This window comes from Lachnospira sp. (assembly GCF_016290755.1).
GTDB classification, from domain to species: Bacteria; Bacillota; Clostridia; order Lachnospirales; family Lachnospiraceae; genus Lachnospira; species Lachnospira multipara.
This window is the reverse complement of record NZ_JAEEVD010000028.1, coordinates 1-23,620: the sequence shown is the minus strand read 5'-3', so window position 1 is coordinate 23,620 and position 23,620 is coordinate 1. Positions and strand designations below refer to the sequence as shown.

Below are 23,620 nucleotides of genomic sequence, written 5' to 3'. Positions count from 1 at the left end.
AAGCACATGAAAAATGTATTGGAATGGTTAGAAAACTCATCCGCAAACTACCCAGATAAGGTAGCCTTTGCCGATGTAGATAATACAATAACTTACAAGGAGCTAGAAATTGAAAGTGACATCCTTGCAAGTTACTTAATTAATGATGAGAAGGTCAGGGAAAGAGAGGCCATCGCCTTCTACCTTGAGAAGTGCGTAGACGCAACAGTGGGTATCTTTGCAACCCTTAAGACTCGCGCCTTCTATTCTTTTATTGATTTAAGAAGTCCAGAAACAAGACAGACAAAGGTCATTGAAACTTTAATGCCTAGGGTCATTTTCACCGACGACGCCAACTATTCTAGTGCCCTTAGTCTTTTTGATAAATATGAAAATTTAAAAATAATAAGCCTTGAAACTCTTCTTCAAAACCAGAGAAAAGATCGTAGTGAAGGCAATTTAGAGGATTTAATTGATAGAGAAAAACTTGTAAAAATAAGACAAACTGCCCTTTCAAATGATCCTGTTTATGTAAACTTTACAAGTGGTTCTACAGGAACTCCAAAGGGAGTTGTTGTAGGCCATGCCTCAATCATCGACTTTATTGAGGTCTTCACTAAGACTTTTGATTTGAATAAAAACGACATATGGGCTAATCAAGCTCCTTTTGATTTTGACGTATCCGTTAAAGATATATTTGCATCAATCTCAGTAGGTGGCACAGTTAACATCATCCCACGTAGTTACTTCTCAAATCCAACAGTCCTTATGGACTATCTCGTGGAGAGAAAGCCAACTGTCCTTGTGTGGGCTGTTAGTGCCATGTGCTTCGTGTCTATCATGAATGGCTTTGGCTATAAGGTGCCAACTAGCGTTAAGAAGGTCATCTTCTCTGGTGAAGTTATGCCAATTAAGCAGCTTAACGTTTGGAAGAAGTACCTTCCTGAGGCCACTTACGTTAACGTCTATGGCCCAACAGAGATTACTTGCAACTGCACTTATCATGTGGTGGACAGAGACTATGACCTTAAGGAAGTGATTCCGGCAGGTAAGGCTTTTGAAAATGAGCACGTATTCCTTCTAGATGACAACGATAAGGAAATCAGAGAAGCTGGCGAGGTTGGCGAAATCTGCGTATCCGGTGCTTGTCTAGCCCTAGGTTATTATAAGGATAAGGAAAAGACTAATGCAGCCTTCATGCCAAACCCTGCAAACACTGAATTCCTTGAGATGATGTATAGAACTGGCGACCTTGGTCGTTATGATGAAAATGGACTTCTCTACTACGTATCTCGTAAGGATTTTCAGGTTAAGCACATGGGCCAGAGAATCGAGCTTGGAGAAATCGAGGTAGCTGCTAGCTCAAAGGATAAGGTAGAGAGAACATGCTGCCTTTACGATAATAATAAGAAGAAAATCCTTCTCTTTGTCATGGGTGATGCCGACAAGAAGGAGCTCCTTGAAGAGCTTAGAGAAGATTTACCATCTTATATGATACCTAATAAGGTAATTATGATTGATGAAATGCCAATGACAAAGAATGGCAAGATAGATAGAAATGCATTAAAGCAGGTGGCAGGCTTGTAATTGCAGCTCTGCCCGCGCCAAGCGTCTGCTAAATCAAAAGAAAGAGGGAAATCATGAACTTAGAAGAACTAAAAGCAGTTGCCGATGAATACGGCAGCCCAACATACGTTTTTGATATAAAAGCATTAAAGGAAAGAATTGAAAAAATCAGACATATTATTGGAGAACAAGTAGGTCTTGTTTATTCAATCAAGGCAAATCCATTCCTTACAACAGAGCTTGTGGACCTTGTGGATGGTCTTGAGGTCTGCTCTCCGGGAGAGTTAGAACTTTGCGCAAAGTATAAGGTTGACCCAAGTAAGATCATTTACTCAGGTGTCTGTAAGACAGAAAAGGATGTAATCCGCGCCCTTGAATATGGGGTAGGAGTAGATAAAGAGCAAAGAAGCATTGCCACTTTCACAGCGGAATCTCTTCGTCAGGTGGAATATATCCAGAAACACGCAGACCACAAGGTAAATTTAATTCCTAGACTTAACGGCGGCAATCAGTTTGGTATGAGCAAGGAAGACCTTTTCTACTTAATTGATAACCGTGACAAGTATGACAAAATTGAAATAAAAGGACTTCATTTCTTTACAGGTACTCAAAAGAAACATGCTAGAAAGCAGCTAAAGGAGCTTGATAAATTAGCAGAAATCCTTGAAATTATAGAAAAAGAACATGGCTTTAAGATGGAAAGGGTTGAGTATGGCCCTGGAGCTAGAGTGCCAATTTTTGCAGAAGATGACAGCACTAACAGCTACGAATCCCTTGAGGAGATTAGCGAAGGCCTAAAGGCTTTGGCAGCTAAGGGTTATGAGCTAACTATTGAGATGGGACGTTTTATTGCCACTGAATGCGGTTATTATCTAACTTCTATCGTGGATATGAAGACTAACAAGGACATTGACTATGCCTTTATTGACGGCGGCCTTAATCACGTAAATTACTACGGCCAGATGATGGGTATGAAAGTTCCTGTGGTGGCTAATCTAAACACTAAGGAAGTTATAAGCTCTTTAGAAGATGTTCAAGAAAATGCCACAAAAAAGGCTTATTGTTTATATGGTAGCTTATGTACCACAAACGATATTATTGTAAGTCAGCTTCCTCTTGAATTAAATATGGGAGATGTACTTGCATTCTCAAACATGGGAGCGTACTCTATTACAGAAGGTATTTATCTATTCCTTAGTAGAACCCTTCCTCGAGTAGTATTGTGGGATGGAAGTGCTAGATTAGTAAGAGACTACGTGGAAAGCTACGAAATCAATTCTATGAATAGGTAAATTTTTTACAAAATTAATCATTAGAAAGGATAGACTTTTAAAGTCGAAGGAAAACTATGGAAGAACTTATTGAAATTTTACAGGACGTTAAGGAAGATGTAGATTTTGAAAATTGCACAACACTTATTGATGATCACATTTTAGATTCATTTGATATTTTACAGATCATCTCAGCTCTTACAGATGAGTATGATATTTCAATTCCAGCTAGCGAAATTATCCCAGATAACTTCAATAGCGCTGCAGGTCTTTTAGCAATGGTTGAAAGATTACAGGAAGATTAATCTTAAAATGTGTATGGTTTTGCAATGCAATTCCATACACATTTTTGTATATAAACCACAAACTGTATTGTCAAGTCTGTGTCAACTTTGTGAAAAAAGTGAAAGATTTATGAAAGCCTTTGAAAATGTATTGCATAGTATATTTTGTTATGGTAAACTTGCAAACGTTTGAGGCAGTAAAGCTTATTGCCTTGAATTAACTTAATAATTGCTTATTTGAGTACATGGGTGGATTCCCGAGGGGCCAAAGGGGACAGACTGTAAATCTGCTGGCACTGCCTTCGAAGGTTCGAATCCTTCTCCGCCCATTTGCATGTATTCTGCAGGTAGTAAAGCATTCTTAGTTGTCTTGTTGATCGTAAGATCTTTTTCCCAAGAGCGAGACATTGATGCATCGCTAGGATAACTTAGGCTACGCCAGTTTAACATGTATAAAAATATCGCAAGATTTCCTAATTTTAGGTTGACGAAGCTTCAATCTCGTGATAATATAACTAAGGTCTTGAGAGCACTTAAGACTAGGTTAATTGCTCATTGAGCAGTTATGCCGGTGTGGCGGAACTGGCAGACGCACAGGACTTAAAATCCTGCGGGACTTATACTCCCATACGGGTTCGATTCCCGTTGCCGGCATTACATTTTTGTAATAATAAGACAAAAGGACTACAAATTCGTTTGTAGTCCTTTTTTTTCTCCCACTTTACAGAAAATATTATTAATAGTAAAATTAAAATATGAATAGATGGGGAGGGCTTTTATGAAAGTTAAGAGATTGTTATCTTTACTCCTAGTATGTCTTTTTTCTTCAATGATGATTTTAAATCTTGGAGCTTGCGGTAAGAAAAAAGCACAAGAAGCGGAAACAGAAACAGAGACAGAGGAGACAACACAGGAGCAGACAGAAGCGCCTGAAGTAGTGGATGTAGTAGACGTTAATTCAAAGACAAGACCATTTGCCATTTCTATTAACAACGTCTATCCTGCAACTACAGTACAGCGTGGCCTAAACAAGGCCTTTTTAATTTACGAGATTCCAGTAGAAGGTGGTCAGACAAGACTTCTTGCCTTCTTTAAGGATGTAGAGGAAGACTTACAGGTAGGAACTGTAAGAAGTGCGAGACACAACATGTTAGATTACTGTTTTGAGTCAGATGCCATATTTGTTCATTTTGGTGGAAGTGACTGGGCTATTTCTCAGATTTCTTCAACAGGCATTGACGACATTAACGGTATGTATGATTCTCCTTTCTGGAGAGAGAATCCGAAGAACCTAGCAACAGAGCATACAGCTTATACATCAACTCTTAAGCTACTTGAGTATGCAAGGGACACTAAGGACTTTAATATGGAAGCAGATTCTGCTGAGGACACTTTAGTATTTAACTACAATGTTTCAGATGTGGATCTAAGTGGAGTGGAAGGCGCCCTTCCAGCAACTAACGTCAAGGTAACTATTGGCGGCGCCCAGACGACTACATTTTCATATGACCAAACAACTAAGGAATACACAAGAGCTAATAATGGCACAACAGCCTCTGACTATGGCACAGGTGAGAGCTTCACAGCAAAGAACATTATCGTTCAGAACATAAGCTATGGCTACATGTCAGATAACTACTGCTTAGACATTTACACAACTGGCTCAGGAACTGGCTATTATATTACAAATGGTAGCGCAATTCCAATCAATTGGTCTAAGGCTGATAGGTATGCTCAGACTGTTTATACTAATGCTGCAACAGGTGAAGAAATCGAGCTTTCCGATGGTAGAACTTATGTTGAGCTTCATCCAACTAGCGAAGGCTTGACTATTGAATAGTTTTAAAAACTATAGCAAGATAAATTAAGAATTGATATAATGAGTACTGTACGATATGCAGTACTCATTTTTTTAAGAAGGACATTTAATATGGTAGATTTAGGCGCGAAGTTATCAGTTGTAATGCCGGCCTATAATGAGGAAAAACTAATCTATGAGAGTTTGATGAAGACTATTAGTATTGTGTCATCTTTTGTAGAGGATTTTGAAATTGTAGTGGTAAATGATGGTAGCAAAGATAATACATTAAAGGAGATTAAGAGGGCAGCAAAGGAAGACTCCCGCATTAGACCTGTCTCTTACGGTAAGAATAGAGGCAAGGGTAATGCAATCATGGCGGGGGTTATGCAGTCCGATGGAGAATATATCGCATTTCTTGATGCGGATTTGGAGCTAAATCCAATGCAGCTTGAGGGCTACTTAGAGAAGATGCTAAGAGATAACAAGGATGTAGTCATTGGCTGTAAATTTCATAAAGATTCTAAACTAAAATATCCTTTCAAGCGAAAGGTCATAAGCATGGGTTACTACCTTATGCTGCTTGTGCTTTTCCACCTAAATGTGAAGGATACACAGACAGGAATCAAGGTCTTTAAGGCTTCAGCAATCAAGCCTGTAGGCCATTTAATTAGAACCGCAGGTTTTGCTTATGATATCGAGCTTTTAGTGGCGGTTCACAGAAGAGGGGCAAAGATTGCGCAGATGCCAGTAGAGGTTGTGTTTGTTAGAGAGAAGAACGCCAACCGAATCGGTTTAAAGGACACTTGGCATGTATTTCTAGATACTTGGAAGATTTTTTACAGGGTTTATTTTTTACATTATTATGATGAGAAAAGGTAGGGGACGCCTATGTATATAGTTACTAGTATTTTATTTTGGGGAATTCTATTAGGACTTTTTGCAATCTTTAACAAGAGGTCATTTTTATTCAAAGAAAATGTTAGCCTTAATTCCACTTTTAAAAAGGGAATTGAGCTTTCCATAATGCTAGTAACTATATTAGTTCTCCAGCTCCCAATGGGGCTTAGTAACAGCTGGAATGGGGTTAATAATAATCACCACGACCAGTATGAGCTTTTGGCTGATAGCTTCCTTGAGGGCCACTTATATCTAGATTACGACGTGGACCCAAAGCTAGAAGCCCTATCTAATCCTTACGACTATCAGGTGCGTAAGCTAAACGACATATCCGTTCACTGGGATAGCGCCTATTTTGAGGGCCACTACTATGTCTACTTTGGAGTAGTGCCAGTGATTCTTTTATTCCTACCTTTTAAGTTAATTATAGGCTTTAGCCTGCCAACAATCATAGCAACTAGGATTTTTGTAATCTTTATCGTTCTAGGAATCTTCTTCCTTTTGAAAATGTTACAAAGGCTTTTCTTTAAAAAGCTTCCCGCAAGCCTAGTTTCTCTATTATCTGTTACTGTATCAGTCCTTAGCGTCTGGTATATTCTTGATGCACCAGAGCTTTACTGCACAGCTATTTCTTGTGGTTTGGCTTTTCAGATTTGGAGTTTTTATTTCTTTATTCATGGCGTTTTTTTACAAAAAAAGAATTGGAAAGTTATAAAGGATGCAATCCTTGGCTCCCTTTGTGGCGCCCTAGTTTGGGGCTCAAGACCAACTATAGGACTAGCAAGCCTTGCGGTGATTCCTTTTATAATTATATATGTGAAGAAGTTTAGGGCAGGAGATTATGAAGTCGGCGGCCGAGTGGAGGTTTGCAGCGAGCCTGCCTGCGAGAATGGCGACTTAGTTTCACTCGCAGCAAGCCGCGGCCAGGTTTCAATCTTACGTAACCTCTGCATTGCAGCTCTACCATACCTCCTTGTAGCCCTAGCTCTTATGCTTTACAACTACCTACGTTTCCAAAATCCTTTTGAATTTGGACAGTCTTATCAAATGACAGTGACAGACCAATCGGCCTACGGTAACATTTTCAAACGCTTCAATCTAATTGATGTGCTAAACGGACTTGTTTACAACTTCATTAGTTTTAAGACTATAAAGGAGAGCTTTCCTTTTGTAGGCTTTTCGGGGGTATTGTTTGAATTCCCGATACTAATTGCCGTCTTTGCTGCATTTTCAAAAAGAGCTTCTTATAAATTAAAGAAGGAGGGGCTCTACGGCTTTAGCCTCTGGCTCTTTGTCTTGCCTATTGTGATTACAGTGCTTTCTGTGTGCTGGACCCCTTACCTACTTGAAAGATACAAGCTAGATTTCCTATTACTTATGGGAATCAATGCCTTTATCTGCCTTGCAAGTCTTGAGGCCACGGCTAGTAAGAAATATAAAAATGATATAAGGCAATTTATAGCGTATCTTTGCATTATTACAATACTTGGGGCTATAGCGCTTTTTATCACTCCTTACGATGCAAATTTCACTAAGAATAGTCCAGAAATATTGGAAAAGATTTGCAAATGTATATTTTTTGGAAAGAAATATTTGTAAATTGATACTTACACGAAAAAGTTTTACAATATATAATAATCAATTGTGGGTTTATGTGAAAAATATATATGGGGAATTATTATCAGTAAACTTGTTGACTTTATCTTTATATAAGAGGATAATACAACAATTGTAAGCCAGAAAAAGTAGATTACGCTTAGTAATCGATCTTTAGGAGGATTTTTATGGTTAATTCAATCGTATTGTGCTTACCATTCGTAGGATTATTGCTATGTATAGCACTTTTTCCTATCTTTAATGCAGAATGGTGGGAAAAGTACAAGGCCATCGCTGTCGCATTCTGGATTATTGTATTTGCAATTCTTTTTACAATCAGTAACAGTATTGTGGGAACAGCTGAGTCTGTATTAGAGAGTTTCTTCGGAGACTATCTTACTTTTATCGTCCTTTTATTTGGACTTTATTGTGTGGCAGGTAATATTTCTTTTGACGGTGACCTAGCTGGTTCGCCAGGAGTTAATGTTATATTACTTATAATTGGAACATTTCTTTCAAGTATCATCGGTACCACAGGTTCATCAATGCTTATGGTTAGACCTATAATCAAGATGAATTCTTGGAGACGTCATAAGGGACACATCATGATTTTCTTCATTTTCATGATCAGTAACCTTGGAGGCGCCCTAACACCTATGGGTGATCCACCACTTTTAATGGGCTTTATGCGTGGTGTACCATTCTTTTGGAGCTTGAATCTATTCCCAGTTTTCATATTTAATTTAGCAGTTCTTTCTGTTATCTTCTATTTTATTGATAGAAAGAGATATAAGAGAGATTTAGCAAGAGGTCGTAGACCTGACCTTTCAAAGGCCGGAACAGAGATTAAGTTCTCAGGACTTCACAATTTAATTTTCTTAGTAATGATCGTTGTAGCGGTTATCTTAAGTGGTGTTTTACCTACACTTCCTGCATTCCAGGATGCAGAGGGAGCTGTACTTGGTATTCACATTTTAGGCGAAGTTACATTTACATTCCCAGCTATGATTGAGTGTGTAATTATCTTACTTGCAGCCTTCCTTTCATTTAAGACTACTAATAAGGAAATCAGAGAGAGAAACCATTTCACATGGGGCGCTATCGAAGAAGTAGCAATTCTTTTCATTGGTATCTTTATTACTATGGCACCAGCTCTTACATTACTTAAGTCAGTTGGCCCAGACCTTGGTCTTACAAAGCCTATGCAAATGTTCTGGACAACCGGTGCGCTTTCAAGTTTCCTTGATAACACACCAACTTACCTTGTATTCTTAACTGCCGCAGGTACACTTGGTTACACATCAGGTATTGCAACAACAGTTGGTACAATTCCAGCTCATATGTTACTTGCAATCTCATGTGGTGCCGTATTTATGGGAGCTAACACATACATCGGTAATGCACCTAACTTTATGATCAAATCAATATCAGACGAAAACGGTATCAGAATGCCAAGCTTCTTTGGTTATATGAAATGGTCTATTGGTATTTTAGTGCCAGTGTTCATTCTTGATACTTTAGTATTCTTCTTATAGGAGGTAGAATATGAGTGATAATATGACACAGAAAGAAATTACTAAGTCTGATCTTGCAAAGTTAGCTGAGCAGATTTATGACTTAGATAAAAAAGTTTACGAAGCAACAGGTTCTAAACTTGGTCGCTTATTTAGTGATGATAGAACAACATCAGTTGAAGAGATTATGGAGACTATGACAGAGGGTAATAAATCTCATGCCCTAAGAAGTATGGTAGCCTTAATTGGTAACATGGCTCGTACAATCAAGCAGAGAGACCACCAGGCTTGGAAAGAGATTATGAAGGAATACGATAGCATTTTAAAAGAAATCTCAACTATGTCTCCAGGCTTTGGTCAGGTAGAAATTCTTGATTATGAAGCAGCTAAATTATGTGACGTAAGTAATGCGGTTGATGCAGGTGTTAAGCATCATCGTATCATTTGCATAAACAGAACTTATGGTAGCGCAGGTACTGAAATCGGTTTTGCGCTTGCTGATAAGTTAAAATGTAACTTCTACGATGCAGAAATCTTCCAGGAAGTTATTAGTAACCTTGAGGAAGGAAGAAACGTTAACGCAATTCAGAATTCCAAGGATAAGGGTTACAAGTATGATAGAAAGAAGCATAGTGTCTTCTATGAGAAGAACTCAGATCAGTTAAGATATCTTTTAAAGAATCTCAACAGATATCATGGTCTTCCATTAAAGGATGCAGTTTTCTTTAAGATCAGTGAAATTCTTTGCGATATTTCAAAGAGTGAGGACTTCGTTGTTATGGGTAGATGCGCGGATGCCATTCTTACTAATAACCACATCCCTCACGTTAGTATCTACATTACAGCGCCAGAAGATGAGCGTATTAAGAGAATGATGGAAATTAACGGAACTGACTATAAGACTGCTAGAAAGCACTTAAGAAAGGTCGATAAGTTTAGAAACAGATATTACAAGTATTATACAAGTAAGGACTGGGACGAAGCTAACAACTATGACTTCTGCTTAAATAGTTCTAGATACGGAATTGCAGGATCTGTGGATTTAATTGTAGATATGCTTACAAGAACAGAAAACTGTTAAAATTTTGATAAAGAATTATAGAATCTATACAATTAATTTGTTATAATATTAGTGATAAGGTGATGCTTTTTATTAGCATCACCTTTTGATTTATGGGCGTTCTTAGAGGTAGTATATGTATAATTTTGATTTTGATATATGTGCAATTATTATAAGTTTAATTGTAATGGGCTGCATGTTTGTCATTAAAGACAGAGATAGAGATGAGAATAAGATGTTTTTCTGGATCGTTATTAACGGTCTTATTTGTGCGGTCTTAGATATCATTTTCTCGGTTGCAGTAAATAACAAGGGTTGCATACCACTCCCTCTTTTTTATACCTGCAACAATTTATATTTGCTAATTCATAATTTCGTGCCATATCAGTATTACATTTACGCCAACATGATTTCTGGCGCTTTTTATAAGACTGATAAGAAGAAGTACAATCTACTTCTCATTCCTTATTTTGTAAATTTTGTACTTCTTATAACTAACAGATTCCACAATCTAGTATTCTCTTTTGATAGTAATTACGGCTATCACAGAGAAATACTTATGATTTGCATATACGGTGTGACATTATTTTATTTAATATTCTTTTTGGTACACATGATTATCTACTTTAAGTCTATTAGGCTTAAGATGGTGATTATGTTGTCTCTCTTTATCTGGAGTGGAATAGTTTCCGTTATTGTGCAGTATTTTTACCCACATCTTTTAATCGAGTTATTCGTGCAGGCGGTGGTTTATATGTCTGTTATGATTAGTCTTGATGATGAGGCAAGCCACAAGGTATCAGAGTATGACGTATATAGCCGCAACACCTTTAAGCGAGATGTGAAGCTTTTAATTGATAGTGACAACAAGTTTAGCGTTATAATGCTTAAGCTTACTAATATAGAAGGTTACATGTCTGTTCTTGGTATTGATCAGATTAACGAGAGTTTATTTAATATCGCTACTTGGCTAAAGACTGTGGATAGGCAGGCTAGGGTTTATTCTTTAAATGTAGGCGTATTCGCAATTGTCCTTACAGGTCAGGAGAATAACAAAGCCGAATATGTTTCCTACGTATTAAACACTAGATTTAGAGAGGCTTGGAAGGTTAATGACATTGATATAGAATATAATGCTATAGTCTATGAGGTTCATGTGCCGGATAACCTAAACCGCGTGGAGGAGCTTTTACTTCTTGGCTATTCTGAGACTGGCAATGGTTCAAGAGTAACCTTTGTCTCAGGAAAGGGACTTGAGGAGTTAAAGCGTAGATTAAAGATTGAGCAGGCCGTTAGACGAGCTTTGATTTCTAATAATTTCAAGGTTTACTATCAGCCAATTTGGGATAGAGTGCACAACAAGATTAAGTCGGCAGAGGCCTTACTTAGACTTTACGACCCAGAGATTGGGGCTATTAATCCTGAGGAGTTTATTAGAACTGCTGAGAAGAATGGCGCCATCATTGGCATCGGAGAATTTGTCTTTGAGGATGTGTGCCGCTTCTTAAGCGAAAGAGACTTAAAGAGTCTTGGAATTGACTATATCGAGGTTAATTTATCTCCTGTGCAGTGTATGCAGCGAGACTTAACCGATAAGTTCATTGATATTATGAGAAAATATAACATCGACGTGAACATGCTAAACCTTGAAATTACAGAGACAGCAGCCGTCGAGAATACAGAGGTTATGAAACGGACAATTAACAAGCTTCGTGAAATTGGCTTTGCAACTTCTATTGATGATTTTGGTACTGGCTTTGCTAGTATGAGTAGCGTCTTTAATATTGATTTTAAGCTATTAAAGATTGATAGAGAGATTCTTTGGAGAGCAGAGGAGAACGAAGAGGCCATGATTATGCTTAAGAATACCATTGAGATGGGTAAGCGTATGGGCAGAAAGATTGTTCAAGAGGGAGTAGAAACAAAGGCACAGAAGGAGCTTATGGAGTCCCTAGAGTGCGATTATTGTCAGGGCTTTTACTTCTCAAGACCTATTCCTGAGGATGAGTTCGTGGAATATGTGAAGAAGTATAATGGAATAAACTAATGTGTTGTAGCCCTATGATACATTTTTAAAATTTAAAAAAATTAAATGAATACCACCTTAATATGGAGAAAATAATAATTGTTAATATCCTATTAAAGGTGGTATTATAATGTGGATATTTATGAAAGGTTGATTATTGTTATGGGATTATATTGAACGAAGCATCGTTAAGAAATTTAGAAAAATTACTTATATAGAAAGACAGGAAAATAAAATGATTAAGACAAGATTAGTAAAGCTACTATCTAACTCAAAAAAATACATTTACCTTAACATCATTATTCAATGGGTTGCCTTAGTAGCGCAGATGTTAGCTATATTTACCATCACAAGTTTTATAGCAGATATTTTTGAATCTAATGTGCCTTCGTTGCTAAAAAACATCGCAATCGATTGGGTGGTTATTGACGTTACAGGCGTTACCATCAACTGGACTATGCTTGCCCTAGTTTTAGTGACATTGGCTTTACTTATTATAATAAGAATGATTTGCGACAAGCTCCTTGCAAGAATCAACTACCTTGCAAGCGCAGATGTTAAGAAGCTTTTAAGAGACAAGATTTATGAGAAGCTCCTTCAGATTGGACCTTCTTATAAGGAGAAGGTTTCAAGCGCCGAGGTTATTCAGTTAAGTACTGAAGGCGTGGAGCAGTTAGAGGTATATTTTGCCAAATACATCCCTCAGCTCTTCTACAGCCTCCTTGCTCCCCTCACTCTCTTTCTTTGCCTTGTAAATATTAGCTTTAAGGCAAGTATTACCCTTCTTATCTGTGTGCCACTTATTCCGATTTCTATCGTGGTGGTGCAGAAGATCGCAAAGAGATTACTAAGCAAATATTGGGGAATCTACACAGAACTTGGGGATTCCTTCCTTGATAACTTAAACGGTCTCACAACTCTTAAGCTTTATCAGACAGATGATTTAAAGGCAGACGAGATGGATATTGAGGCCAACAGATTTAGAAAAATCACAATGAAAGTTCTCACAATGCAGTTAAACTCTACATCTGTTATGGATATTGTGGCTTACGGCGGCGCAGCTGTGGGTATGCTTGTGACAATAGTTGAATATTTTAATGGAAATATCGGACTTGCAGGAACTTTATCAATTATTTTACTTTCATCAGAATTTTTCATTCCTCTAAGACTTCTTGGCTCATATTTCCACATCGCCATGAACGGAATGGCAGCAGCAGATAAGATTTTCGCCTTGCTTGATATGGAAGTGGACAAGAAGGGAGAAAGGGAGCTTGCTAAGGGCAAGGAATCAACTCTTGCCTTCATGAAGGGTGCCAAGGCCGATTCAGTTACGGTTACTTTTGAAAATGTATCTTTTGTTTACGATGATACAAGAAAAGTCCTAGAGAACATAAACCTTGACATACCAAGCGCTAGCTTTATTTCTATTGTTGGTGAGTCAGGTAGCGGAAAGAGTACAATTGCAAGCCTCCTAACTGGAAAGCATAAAAACTTCTCTGGTAGCATTAAGGTTAACGGTTTGAATATTTCGGACATTAAAAGTGAGAGCTTACTTAGCAATATCACATTAGTTAAGAACAATAGTCACATTTTCAAAGGTACAGTTAGACAAAATCTCTACCTTGGAAAGGCCAGTGCTAGTGATGAGGAGCTTTGGGATATATTAGAGAAGCTTTCTCTTAAGGAAATTTTCGAGGCTAGAGAAGGCCTTGATACTGAGATTCTAGAGAGAGCTACTAACCTTTCCGGAGGTCAGGCACAGCGTCTTGCTATTGCAAGAGCCCTACTTGCGGACACACCGATGTACATCTTTGATGAGGCAACTTCAAACATTGATGCCGAAAGCGAAGAGATTATTATGAAGCTTATCACTGAGCTTTCTAAGACAAAGACAGTGGTTTTAATTTCTCATAGATTGAAAAATGTTGAAAAATCCGACTGCATCTACGTCCTTGATAAGGGCAGAATCGTTGAGACTGGTAAGCATTCTGAGCTAATCCTCAACCTAGATGAGGCAGATTCAAAGGCTGAGGAAGGTTATGGAACTTACGCAAGTCTCTATAATGCTCAGGCTAAGTTAGAGAATTTTAGAAAAAATGAGATATCAACACAGAAGACTTACGATGCTAGAGAAGGTGTTTGCCTTTATAAGTTAAAGGCCGAGCCAACAGCTGAGGAGTTAGAGCGTGAGCGCATAAGAGAAGAGGAACGAAAGGCCTTTGAGGCTGAGCTTGAGGCTAAGAAAGAGGCCGAGAGAAGTAAGAGAGCCCTTCTTAAGGTTAAGAATAATCTCTACGAAACTAAGGGTTATACTCGTTCAAGCTACTATGTGGATGGCTTTAGAGACTCAAAGAATGAGATGCCAACAGAGCATCATCATTTTGCTGAAAATGTTACATTTTCAAAGGACAAGGAAAATAAAAGAAGAAATGGCCTTGTAATTAGCTTTAAGCTTCTTGGCCTAATTAAGCCACTTCTTGGAATCATTGCGGCAGCAGTGCTTCTTGGAACTATCGGTTATCTTTGCGCAATTTCCCTTACAATCATTGCAACGGGCATTGTGTCAGAGTTCTGGGGTTCTCATTATGTGGCAAATGGTATGGCAGGTTCAGTGGTTTGTGGACTTTCAGCCGATCAAAGACAGATAGCCCTAGTGCTTCTTGTAGTTATTGCGGTGGCTAGAGGCTTCCTACATTATGCTGAGCAGTACTGTAATCACTTAATTGCCTTTAAGTTGCTTGCCATTATTAGACATAAGGTTTTTGAAAATTTAAGACGTTTGGCACCAGCTAAACTTGATAGAAAAGACAGAGGTAATTTAATTTCAATTCTTACCTCAGACATTGAGCAGCTAGAAGTTTTCTATGCTCACACTATTAGTCCGATTTTTATCGCCCTTTTAGTAAGCATTGTTATGCTTGTGTTCCTTGCACATTTCTCTCCAGTAATTGCGGTGATTGCAGGCCTTGCATACTTTACAATCGGTGTGATTATTCCATTTATTAACTCAAAGCTTACAGCTAAGGCGGGGCTAGAGTTTAGAAATGGTCTTGGCGAATTAAACAGCTACTGTCTTGATTCTCTTCGTGGTATCGATGAGACAATTCAGTACAGCGGAGGTTTAGTTAGAAGACTTAATATGGCGAAAAAATCCAACAAGTTATCTAAGTCACAGCTTATCCTTGCTAGATTTGCAGGAGATTCCCGCATGTGGTCAGATTTCGTGATTTTAGTTTGCTCATATCTCGTATTTGTAGTGGCACTTTTCCTTGCTGAAAATAACGCTCTTACATTTACAGAAAGCTTAATGTGCACCGTAGCAGTTATGGGTTCTTTCGGCCCTGTGCTTGCCCTTTCATCTCTTTCAAATAATCTAAATCAGACTTTTGCAAGTGGTGACAGAGTGCTAAAAATCCTAGAGGAAGAGCCTGAAGTTCAGGAAATTACTGATGCTAAGGACTTAGATTTTAATAAAGAAAATACGAATAGTGGAATTTCTATCCTTGTAAAGGATATTAGTTTCGCTTATAATGAAAAGGAAATATTGCGTGACTACAATGCATTTTTTGAAGCTGGAAAGATCACTGGCATCCATGGCGAAAGCGGTTGTGGCAAATCTTCACTTCTAAAGGCAATTATGAGAATCCATGAGATAAGTGCCGGGGGCATTTATTTTAATAAACAGGAGCTAAAGGACATTAACACAAGCTCTTTGCGTTCTCACATTGCTTTTGTAAGTCAGGAGACAGAGCTCTTTAATGACACAATTGCCGCTAATATTAAGGTGGCTAATGCAAATGCTACAATGGAGGAAGTCATTGAAGCTGCCAAGAAGGCATCAATCCATGACTTTATTATGAGCCTTGAAAAGGGCTATGATACAGTGATTGGCGAGTTAGGAGAAGGCCTATCAACAGGTGAGAAGCAGCGCCTTGGCGTGGCAAGAGCCTTCCTTTCAGACGCCCCAATCATTCTTATGGATGAACCAACTTCAAGCCTTGATTCCCTAAACGAAGGAATCATCTTAAAGGCCTTATCAGAGACTTGTGATAACAAGACTGTTGTCATTGTTTCTCATAGAGCCTCAACAATGAATGTAGCAGATAATGTGATTCAGATGTAATTGGTGTGATAAGCGTCGCAGACGGTTATCGCAGAAGGAGGTAGTATGGCATCGCAATATAGTTGTGATTATTGTAATAACCTCGTCTTTGATGACGAGTTAGAAGAATATGTCTGTGATGTTAATATGGACGAAGATGACTATGCTAGATTATTAAATTCAAAGTATAAACAATGCCCATATTATCAAAGCAATGATGAATACAAGGTGGTTAGGCACCAAATGTAGCAAGCCCTTTAGGGGTTGCTACTTAGCGTCAAGCTGATTGCCGAAGGCAATTCTAATGCTTGATGTTCCTGTAAATGTAGCAAGCCCTTTAGGGGTTGCTACTTAAGTTTAAATGTAGAGGTAAGGATATGGACGATAAAAGATTTGCAGTTTTAATTGATTCAGACAATATTTCGTCTAAATATATTGGTAGCATTTTAGATGAAATGACAAAATATGGAGTTATAACTTATAAGAGAATTTACGGTGATTGGACTAGTACACAAGCTGGCAAGTGGAAGAAGGAGCTTATGGAAAATTCAATCACTCCAATTCAGCAGTTTAGAAATACAGTGGGTAAGAACGCTACGGATTCCACATTGATTATCGATGCTATGGACATTTTATATACCCACAGCGTGGATGGTTTTTGTATTGTAAGTAGCGACGGCGATTTCACTAGACTTGCTAGCCGACTTCGTGAGTCCGGCATGGAGGTCATTGGAATGGGGGAGAATAAGACTCCACGTTCCTTTAGAGCTGCTTGCTCCGTATTTACAGATCTAGAATTGTTGCTAGATCAAAACGACGACGACGATACTGAGATTGATAAGAAGAAGGCCAAGAAGCCAGAGATAGTGCTTACCCAGAACAAGGTTGAGAACGCTATTATTGAGATTATTACTGAAAATGATAACAAAGGCCGCCAGACAGGTCTCGGGGAGATTGGTAGTCGTCTTCAGAAGAAGCATTCAGATTTCGATGTAAGAAATTATGGATATAGTTCGCTTTCTAAGTTCCTCGAGGAAATAGAAGCATTTGATGTTAAAAATGTTAATAACACAGTAGTAGTAAGCCTTCGCGAGGATGACTCAGCCCTTAAGCAGGTCATCGATTTTGCAGTTGATAGCGTAGGACAGACAGGAAAGACAGGCATGGAGCTTGGCGCTCTAGGACAGAGAATACATAGCAAATTCCCTAACTTTAAGGTTAAAGAGTATGGTTACTCAACCCTTTCAAAGTTTATAAACGGAATTAAGGTGCTAAAGATTGCAAGCGTAGACGGAAGAAAACTGGTATTTATTACTGGACAGAAAGGATAATTTTTTAAAATGGAAAAGATAGCAAGTTTTAAGGTTAACCACTTAGATTTACTTACAGGAGTTTATGTTTCAAGAAAGGATCATGTAGGAGCAGAGACAATTACTACATTTGACTTAAGATTTACAAGACCAAATGTAGAGCCACCTATGGACAATCCTGGTTTACATACAATCGAACATCTTTGGGCAACTTTCTTTAGAAACCACGAAGAATGGGGACCTAAGACAATTTACTTTGGACCAATGGGTTGTAGAACAGGTTTCTATGTAATTTTTGCAGGTGACTTAAAGTCTGAGGATATTATTCCTGTTTTAAGAGAAGCAGCAGATTTTGCATTGGCTTTCAATGATGAGATTCCAGGAGCTACTCCAAGAGACTGCGGAAACTATTTAGATAACAACTTAAACCTAGCTAAAATCTACATCAGAAAGTTTAAGTCTGAGGTTTTAGATAGACCAACTCTCGATAGATTAAGCTATCCACAGTAGTTTGCTTAACATTATTAAGTTAGGCCTAATAAGATAAGCTATGGGTCATTGACTGACTATATTTTCTTAAGTACATTTTCAAAAACTGATTAAGAATCAAAAGGTTTTTAAGAAAATGTATTAATATTCTAAGCTTTTTAGAAAATAACTTGCAATGATTTCTGATTTAGGTTATTTTATTACATGTAGTCAACAAGCACTACAAGAAGGAATTTAAGATTCTAATATATTGAATATAAGAACAATGGCGTTCACTTTTCGAAAAGTTTTTTAAATTTTCGTTTAGTGGCGCCTTTTTATTTTCTGATATGAGGTTAAGAAAATAAAGTATACAATATGTAGGAAATAATGCGAAAAAACCTATAGCATTCTTCCTGAAAATTGTAAAATTTCATAGTTGATTAATTTTCTAAAGTTTTGTAGACTATGTAAGGACAAAGGTTCTTATTTTTAATTAAGAATATTAGCAAGAAAGGTGAAGAAGTTATGAGTGAGAGATTCAATGTAGCCGATATCTTTGGCGAGAACGTATTTAACGACACAGTTATGAAGGAGCGTTTACCTAAGAACGTATATAAGAATTTACGTTTAACAATGGATGGTAAGCAAGAATTAAGTAAGGAAGATGCCGATGTAGTTGCTAACGCAATGAAGGATTGGGCTATCGAGAAGGGTGCAACACACTATACTCATTGGTTCCAGCCACTTACAGGTGCTACAGCTGAAAAGCATGATTCATTTATTTCTGCACCAAAGTCTAATGGTAAGGTTTTAATGGAATTCTCTGGTAAGGAATTAATCAAGGGTGAGCCAGATGCTTCATCATTCCCATCAGGTGGCTTAAGAGCTACATTTGAAGCAAGAGGTTATACAGCTTGGGATTGTACATCACCAGCTTTCGTTAGAGAAGATGCTGCAGGTGCAACATTAATTATCCCTACAGCTTTCTGTTCTTATACAGGAGAAGCTCTTGATCAGAAAACTCCACTTCTTCGTTCAATGGATGCCATTAATAAAGAGGCATTACGTTTAGTTAGATTATTTGGAAATACAGAAGCTACTAAGGTTACACCATCAGTCGGTGCTGAGCAGGAGTATTTCATCGTAGATAGAGAAAAGTATTTACAGAGAAAGGATTTAGTATTCTCTGGTAGAACTTTATTTGGTGGTATGCCACCTAAGGGTCAGGAATTAGATGACCATTACTTCGGTGCTATTCGTGAAAGAATTGCAGCATACATGAAGGATGTTAACAAGGAATTATGGAAGCTTGGCGTTTCAGCTAAGACTCAGCATAACGAAGTTGCTCCTGCACAGCACGAGCTTGCTCCAATCTATGCAGAGTGTAACATTGCAACAGATAACAACCAGTTAACAATGGAAGTTATGAAGAAGGTTGCTTATAGACATGGTTTAGTTTGCCTCTTACATGAGAAGCCATTTGCAGGTGTTAACGGTTCAGGTAAGCACAATAACTGGTCTATGACTACAGATAATGGCGTTAACTTACTTGATCCAGGTAAGACACCACATGAGAACATTCAGTTCTTATTAGTTCTTGGTTGTATCATGAAGGCTGTTGATACACATGCAGATCTTTTAAGAGAGTCTGCATCTAACGTTGGTAACGACCACAGATTAGGCGCTAATGAGGCACCTCCAGCAATTATCTCTATGTTCCTTGGTGAGCAGTTAGAAGATGTTGTTATGCAGCTTATTGATAAGGGTGATGCTACAAGCTCAATCCAGAAGGGTAAGTTAAAGACTGGTGTTAAGTCTTTACCAGACCTTGCTAAGGATGCAACAGATAGAAATAGAACATCACCATTTGCTTTCACAGGTAATAAGTTCGAATTCAGAATGGTTGGCTCAGCAGATTCAATTGCTCCAGCTAACGTAGTTTTAAATACAATCGTAGCAGAAAGCTTCAAGGAAGTATGCGACGAATTAGAGAAGGCTGAGAATCTTGATATGGCTATCCATGACAAGATTAAGGAACTCTTCACTAAGTATCATAGAATCGTATTCAATGGTAACGGATACTCAGATGAATGGGTAGCAGAAGCAGAGAAGCGTGGCCTTCCAAACATCAGAAATATGGTAGATGCAGTTTCAGCTCTTACAACAGATAAGGCTGTTAAGTTATTCGAGGAATTCGGTGTATTTACTAAGACAGAGCTTGAATCAAGATCTGAAATTAAGTACGAAGCTTACTCAAAGGCAATCAATATCGAAGCTAAGACAATGCTTGATATGGCTGCTAAGCAGATTGTACCAGCTGTTGTATCTTACTCAACAGAAGTTGCTAACTCAGCTCTTGCAGTAGCAGAAGTTGGTTGCGATAACTCAGTTCAGAAGGAATTATTAGCAGATATTACAACAGAGCTTAAGGCTGTTAAGGAAGCTCAGGCTAAGTTATCAGAAGCTGTTTGCAAGGCTGCTAAGCTTACAGGTGCTAAGGAACAGGCTGTATTCTACAGAGATGTTGTTAAGACAGCAATGGATGAACTTAGAAAGCCAGCTGATAAGCTTGAAATGCTTGTTGATGAAGAATACTGGCCATTCCCTCAGTATGAGGATTTAATCTTTGAAGTTTAATCATTGATTATATGATAGTAATTAATAAATTACAATTGAATATGGTATAGCTAGTTAGATTTAACCATTATAAAGAATAAGACCTGCAAGATAACTTGCAGGTCTTATTTAATGTATATTATATAATGATTTATAAATTAGCTTATTTATATAGCATTAAGAGATACATTTTCATATTAATTATCAATCGTAGCAGATCCTGTTAAACTAGCGTGTACGATAAATCTCTGCTTACCGTCGTTAGTACATGTAGAAAGTGTAATAACCTGCTGAGAATTGCTAATATCAACACCTGTGTCATATAGTGACTGTGACTGCATCTGGCTAGCCCATGTTCTCATAGCATTAAGTGTTGAGAAATTGTAGGTATATGTATCACTAATAGGTTCGCTAACATAACAAGAGAAGATTGTATATTCTCTTAATTCATTTCCTGTGTAAATGTAAATCTTATCGTTATTTCCTGATCTATAGTAGCTTTCGCTGTTGTAATATTTTAATAAACCAAACATGCTACCATTCTTCATGTTATGACCATAAATAATAACGTGACTTGCATTAATTCCACCATCAATTCGGCTATCCTCGAAAAGACATCCGCTTGAATTGTAAGTTCCATCGATTAGGTGATGTAGATAATAATCATTATCTGTGTATTGCACCATTGGTAATCTTATGTCTATTGAAGGGATGTAGATATAACCAATAGCGTAGGAATTTATTGCCTTTAGAGCTTCTTCATCGTAAACAAATGGAATGTCTACGGAACTTTGCTGACCATTTTCATCAGTAATCACGATAGTTTGCTCTTCGCTTTGAATTACATCATCCTCTACCTTCTTGTAGGTATCTGTACCCTTTTTATACTCTAGTAAAATGCTAATCAAGTTATAGGCTGCAAATACAAACACACAAGCTGCAACTACTAGAATTACTCTGTTAATAATTCTATTGCGCTTCTTCTTAGCTTCTTTCTTTTCAAATTCCAATTCTGCCGCTTCTTCTTCCTCGCTCTTAACCTTAGTATAAGAAGTAGAAGTATCTTCCTCGTCTACATAAATGTCGTCATCCTTGAAGTTGTCGTCATCCTTGTAGGGGTCCTTGTCGTTTAAATTGTTGTCTCCCATAAATATCTCCTCCAGGAATATAGTTGTAAAGATAATTGTAAAGTATTACTATCCATACATTTTTGTAAAAAACTCGGACCAACTCTTGTTGGACCGAGTTAATTATATCATAGATAACTAATCAATTGTACAAAATTAATTCTCAATAAATTAGCAAGCCTTACCGTCTGAACCGAAAAGCTTAATCTTCTCAGCAACGATATCTCTAATTGCCTGAGCACCAGGAGCAAGAAGCTTTCTTGGGTCATAACCCTTACCTTCTAAATCCTTACCTGCTTCAACATACTTTCTTGTAGCATCAGCAAATACTAACTGGCACTCTGTGTTAACGTTGATCTTAGCAACGCCAAGTGAGATAGCCTTCTTAATCATGTCTTCAGGGATACCTGTACCACCGTGAAGAACTAATGGCATATCACCGATTTCAGCCTTGATTGACTCTAATACGTCAAATCTAAGACCTGGCCATCCTTCTGGATACTTACCATGGATATTACCAATACCAGCTGCTAACATATCTACACCAAGGTCTGCGATAGACTTGCATTCCTTAGGATCAGCGCACTCACCCTGAGAAACAACGCCATCTTCTTCACCACCGATACCACCAACTTCAGCTTCGATTGAGATACCCTTTTCGTGGCAAACCTTAACTAATTCCTTAGTCTTTTCTACGTTCTCTTCGATTGGATAGTGTGAACCATCAAACATGATTGAAGAGAAACCAGCTTCGATACACTTATATGAACCTTCATATGTACCATGATCAAGGTGAAGTGCAACAGGAACTGTAATTCCTAAAGATTCATCCATAGCCTTTACCATAGCTGCAACAGTCTTAAATCCAGTCATATACTTACCAGCACCTTCAGAAACACCTAAGATAACTGGAGCCTTTAATTCTTCAGCTGTAAGAAGAATTGACTTTGTCCATTCAAGATTGTTAATGTTAAACTGACCAACTGCATAGTGACCAGCTACTGCTTTGTCTAGCATTTCTTTTGCTGAAACTAACATAAAATATTACCTCCATAATTTTAGTTAACTGTTAGGCAATCACCCCAAGAAAATAGATTATATATTAAATTATTGGCACCGCCATAAACTAAGCTAATTATAAACTAAAAAATTAGAAATGAAAAGTAAAATGTGGTAATTTACCTAAGTTTTTAATTGTCAATTTTTTAACAAGATAATGTTAGCATAGTGAAAGACTTTTGTAAATATTTTCGCTGCCATTTTGTGTTTATTTTATGTATTAATTTGCTCGAATTTAATTACTTTTTAGAAATTAGTTTATCTTTAGTTAATTGAAATACAACTATTGATTTGCTAGAATATAGATGTGCTAAGGAGATAGCTTCTAAAAAGAACTTAGCTAACGCGTTAGGAATATAAACAGATACGTTAAGATACTAGAAGGATAGCAGGTTAGTTGGGATGTATACGTGTTTCTTAACAGCTTGATATTAGAAAGAGGAGTATATATGGAGATACTAGGATATTTGAAAAATGTTCTGCTAGATGTAGATTTTTATAATAGTCAAGAATATGCAGGAGATTCATTCCTTCCTTTTATAGGATTTATGTGTTTCTTAATAGGATTTGTAGGAATTTTCCTTGGAGCAACTAAGGTAATAGCTGCTAAGAGAGATTTTCACATTTTCTTTGATAAGAGAAACGAGGTAGAGATTTCAAAACTAAAGAATAAGAAGAATATTAATATAGGAATAGCTCTTATTGTGGTAGGAGCGATATTAACAATAGCGTCTTTTTTCCTATTGTAAAGTGTGTGTAAAAAAATAGAAAGGTTGCCCTTGGCAACCTTTCTATTTTTTTAGGAATCTTTCTGTTTTGAACGCAGTGTAAGCAATCCCCCGCTTCAAAAGCGTAAGCTTTAAGCGGGGGTATAAAGCTTACTAGTGTCAGAAGGGGTTAAAGCCCCTTCTGACAGGTGGCACAAAGTGCCACTGCGTTCA

The 23,620-nt window shown here is 37.6% G+C and carries 17 protein-coding genes and 2 tRNA genes; 17 read left to right on the top strand and 2 right to left on the bottom strand.

The window, feature by feature from the left end:
• Window positions 1-6 precede the first annotated feature (6 nt).
• The 16 genes from QVA17_RS07920 to QVA17_RS07840 all read left to right on the top strand — a co-directional run bounded on the left by QVA17_RS07920 (window position 7) and on the right by QVA17_RS07840 (window position 20,514).
• Window positions 7-1,566 carry an amino acid adenylation domain-containing protein gene (locus QVA17_RS07920; protein ID WP_287387646.1) on the top strand — a complete coding sequence of 520 codons (1,560 nt, stop codon included), beginning with the start codon at window positions 7-9 and terminating at the stop codon, window positions 1,564-1,566.
• A gap of 53 nt (window positions 1,567-1,619) precedes the next feature.
• Window positions 1,620-2,837: a diaminopimelate decarboxylase family protein gene (locus QVA17_RS07915; protein WP_287387643.1), complete on the top strand. Its 1,218-nt coding sequence runs from the start codon at window positions 1,620-1,622 to the stop codon at window positions 2,835-2,837.
• A 56-nt stretch (window positions 2,838-2,893) separates the two neighbouring features.
• Complete coding sequence (locus QVA17_RS07910) at window positions 2,894-3,121, top strand: acyl carrier protein (RefSeq protein ID WP_027431943.1); 228 nt, start codon at window positions 2,894-2,896, stop codon at window positions 3,119-3,121.
• Window positions 3,122-3,347: 226 nt separating this feature from the next.
• Window positions 3,348-3,429: transfer RNA gene (locus QVA17_RS07905), tRNA-Tyr, on the top strand.
• A gap of 238 nt (window positions 3,430-3,667) precedes the next feature.
• Window positions 3,668-3,754 (top strand) — tRNA-Leu (locus tag QVA17_RS07900).
• A 124-nt stretch (window positions 3,755-3,878) separates the two neighbouring features.
• Window positions 3,879-4,940 (top strand): DUF3048 domain-containing protein, encoded by a 1,062-nt coding sequence (locus tag QVA17_RS07895; protein ID WP_287387640.1) that lies wholly within the window; start codon window positions 3,879-3,881, stop codon window positions 4,938-4,940.
• Between the two features lie 90 nt (window positions 4,941-5,030).
• A complete protein-coding gene (locus QVA17_RS07890; protein ID WP_074520426.1) occupies window positions 5,031-5,780 on the top strand; it encodes a glycosyltransferase family 2 protein in 750 nt (249 codons plus the stop codon).
• 9 nt (window positions 5,781-5,789) lie between these two features.
• The gene (locus QVA17_RS07885) at window positions 5,790-7,397 is read left to right on the top strand and encodes a hypothetical protein (RefSeq protein WP_287387636.1); all 1,608 of its coding nucleotides are present in this window, start codon (window positions 5,790-5,792) and stop codon (window positions 7,395-7,397) included.
• Between the two features lie 185 nt (window positions 7,398-7,582).
• Window positions 7,583-8,929, top strand: a complete 1,347-nt coding sequence (locus QVA17_RS07880; RefSeq protein WP_287387635.1) for a sodium:proton antiporter — start codon at window positions 7,583-7,585, stop codon at window positions 8,927-8,929.
• Between the two features lie 10 nt (window positions 8,930-8,939).
• Window positions 8,940-9,989 (top strand): cytidylate kinase-like family protein, encoded by a 1,050-nt coding sequence (locus QVA17_RS07875; protein ID WP_287387633.1) that lies wholly within the window; start codon window positions 8,940-8,942, stop codon window positions 9,987-9,989.
• Between the two features lie 115 nt (window positions 9,990-10,104).
• The gene (locus QVA17_RS07870) at window positions 10,105-12,015 is read left to right on the top strand and encodes an EAL domain-containing protein (RefSeq protein WP_287387631.1); all 1,911 of its coding nucleotides are present in this window, start codon (window positions 10,105-10,107) and stop codon (window positions 12,013-12,015) included.
• A gap of 214 nt (window positions 12,016-12,229) precedes the next feature.
• Window positions 12,230-16,117 (top strand): ATP-binding cassette domain-containing protein, encoded by a 3,888-nt coding sequence (locus tag QVA17_RS12675; protein ID WP_330635168.1) that lies wholly within the window; start codon window positions 12,230-12,232, stop codon window positions 16,115-16,117.
• Between the two features lie 45 nt (window positions 16,118-16,162).
• Complete coding sequence (locus tag QVA17_RS07855) at window positions 16,163-16,345, top strand: DUF6472 family protein (protein ID WP_027431936.1); 183 nt, start codon at window positions 16,163-16,165, stop codon at window positions 16,343-16,345.
• A gap of 128 nt (window positions 16,346-16,473) precedes the next feature.
• Complete coding sequence (locus QVA17_RS07850; protein ID WP_287387629.1) at window positions 16,474-17,427, top strand: NYN domain-containing protein; 954 nt, start codon at window positions 16,474-16,476, stop codon at window positions 17,425-17,427.
• Window positions 17,428-17,436: 9 nt separating this feature from the next.
• Window positions 17,437-17,916, top strand: coding sequence for an S-ribosylhomocysteine lyase (locus QVA17_RS07845; protein ID WP_027431934.1), 480 nt, complete (start codon window positions 17,437-17,439; stop codon window positions 17,914-17,916).
• Window positions 17,917-18,402: 486 nt separating this feature from the next.
• Window positions 18,403-20,514, top strand: a complete 2,112-nt coding sequence (locus tag QVA17_RS07840) for a glutamine synthetase III family protein (RefSeq protein ID WP_287387626.1) — start codon at window positions 18,403-18,405, stop codon at window positions 20,512-20,514.
• Window positions 20,515-20,690: 176 nt separating this feature from the next.
• On the opposite strand, the gene QVA17_RS07835 is transcribed toward QVA17_RS07840, so the two are convergent.
• Both QVA17_RS07835 and fba read right to left on the bottom strand, forming a co-directional pair.
• Window positions 20,691-21,641, bottom strand: coding sequence for a class B sortase (locus QVA17_RS07835; protein ID WP_287387623.1), 951 nt, complete (start codon window positions 21,639-21,641; stop codon window positions 20,691-20,693).
• Between the two features lie 150 nt (window positions 21,642-21,791).
• Window positions 21,792-22,658: a class II fructose-1,6-bisphosphate aldolase gene (fba, locus tag QVA17_RS07830; RefSeq protein ID WP_287387621.1), complete on the bottom strand. Its 867-nt coding sequence runs from the start codon at window positions 22,656-22,658 to the stop codon at window positions 21,792-21,794.
• Window positions 22,659-23,128: 470 nt separating this feature from the next.
• Between fba and QVA17_RS07825 the strand changes: the two genes are divergently transcribed.
• On the top strand, window positions 23,129-23,428 hold the full coding sequence (locus QVA17_RS07825) for a hypothetical protein (protein ID WP_027431931.1): 300 nt from the start codon (window positions 23,129-23,131) through the stop codon (window positions 23,426-23,428).
• The last annotated feature ends 192 nt before the right edge of the window (window positions 23,429-23,620 follow it).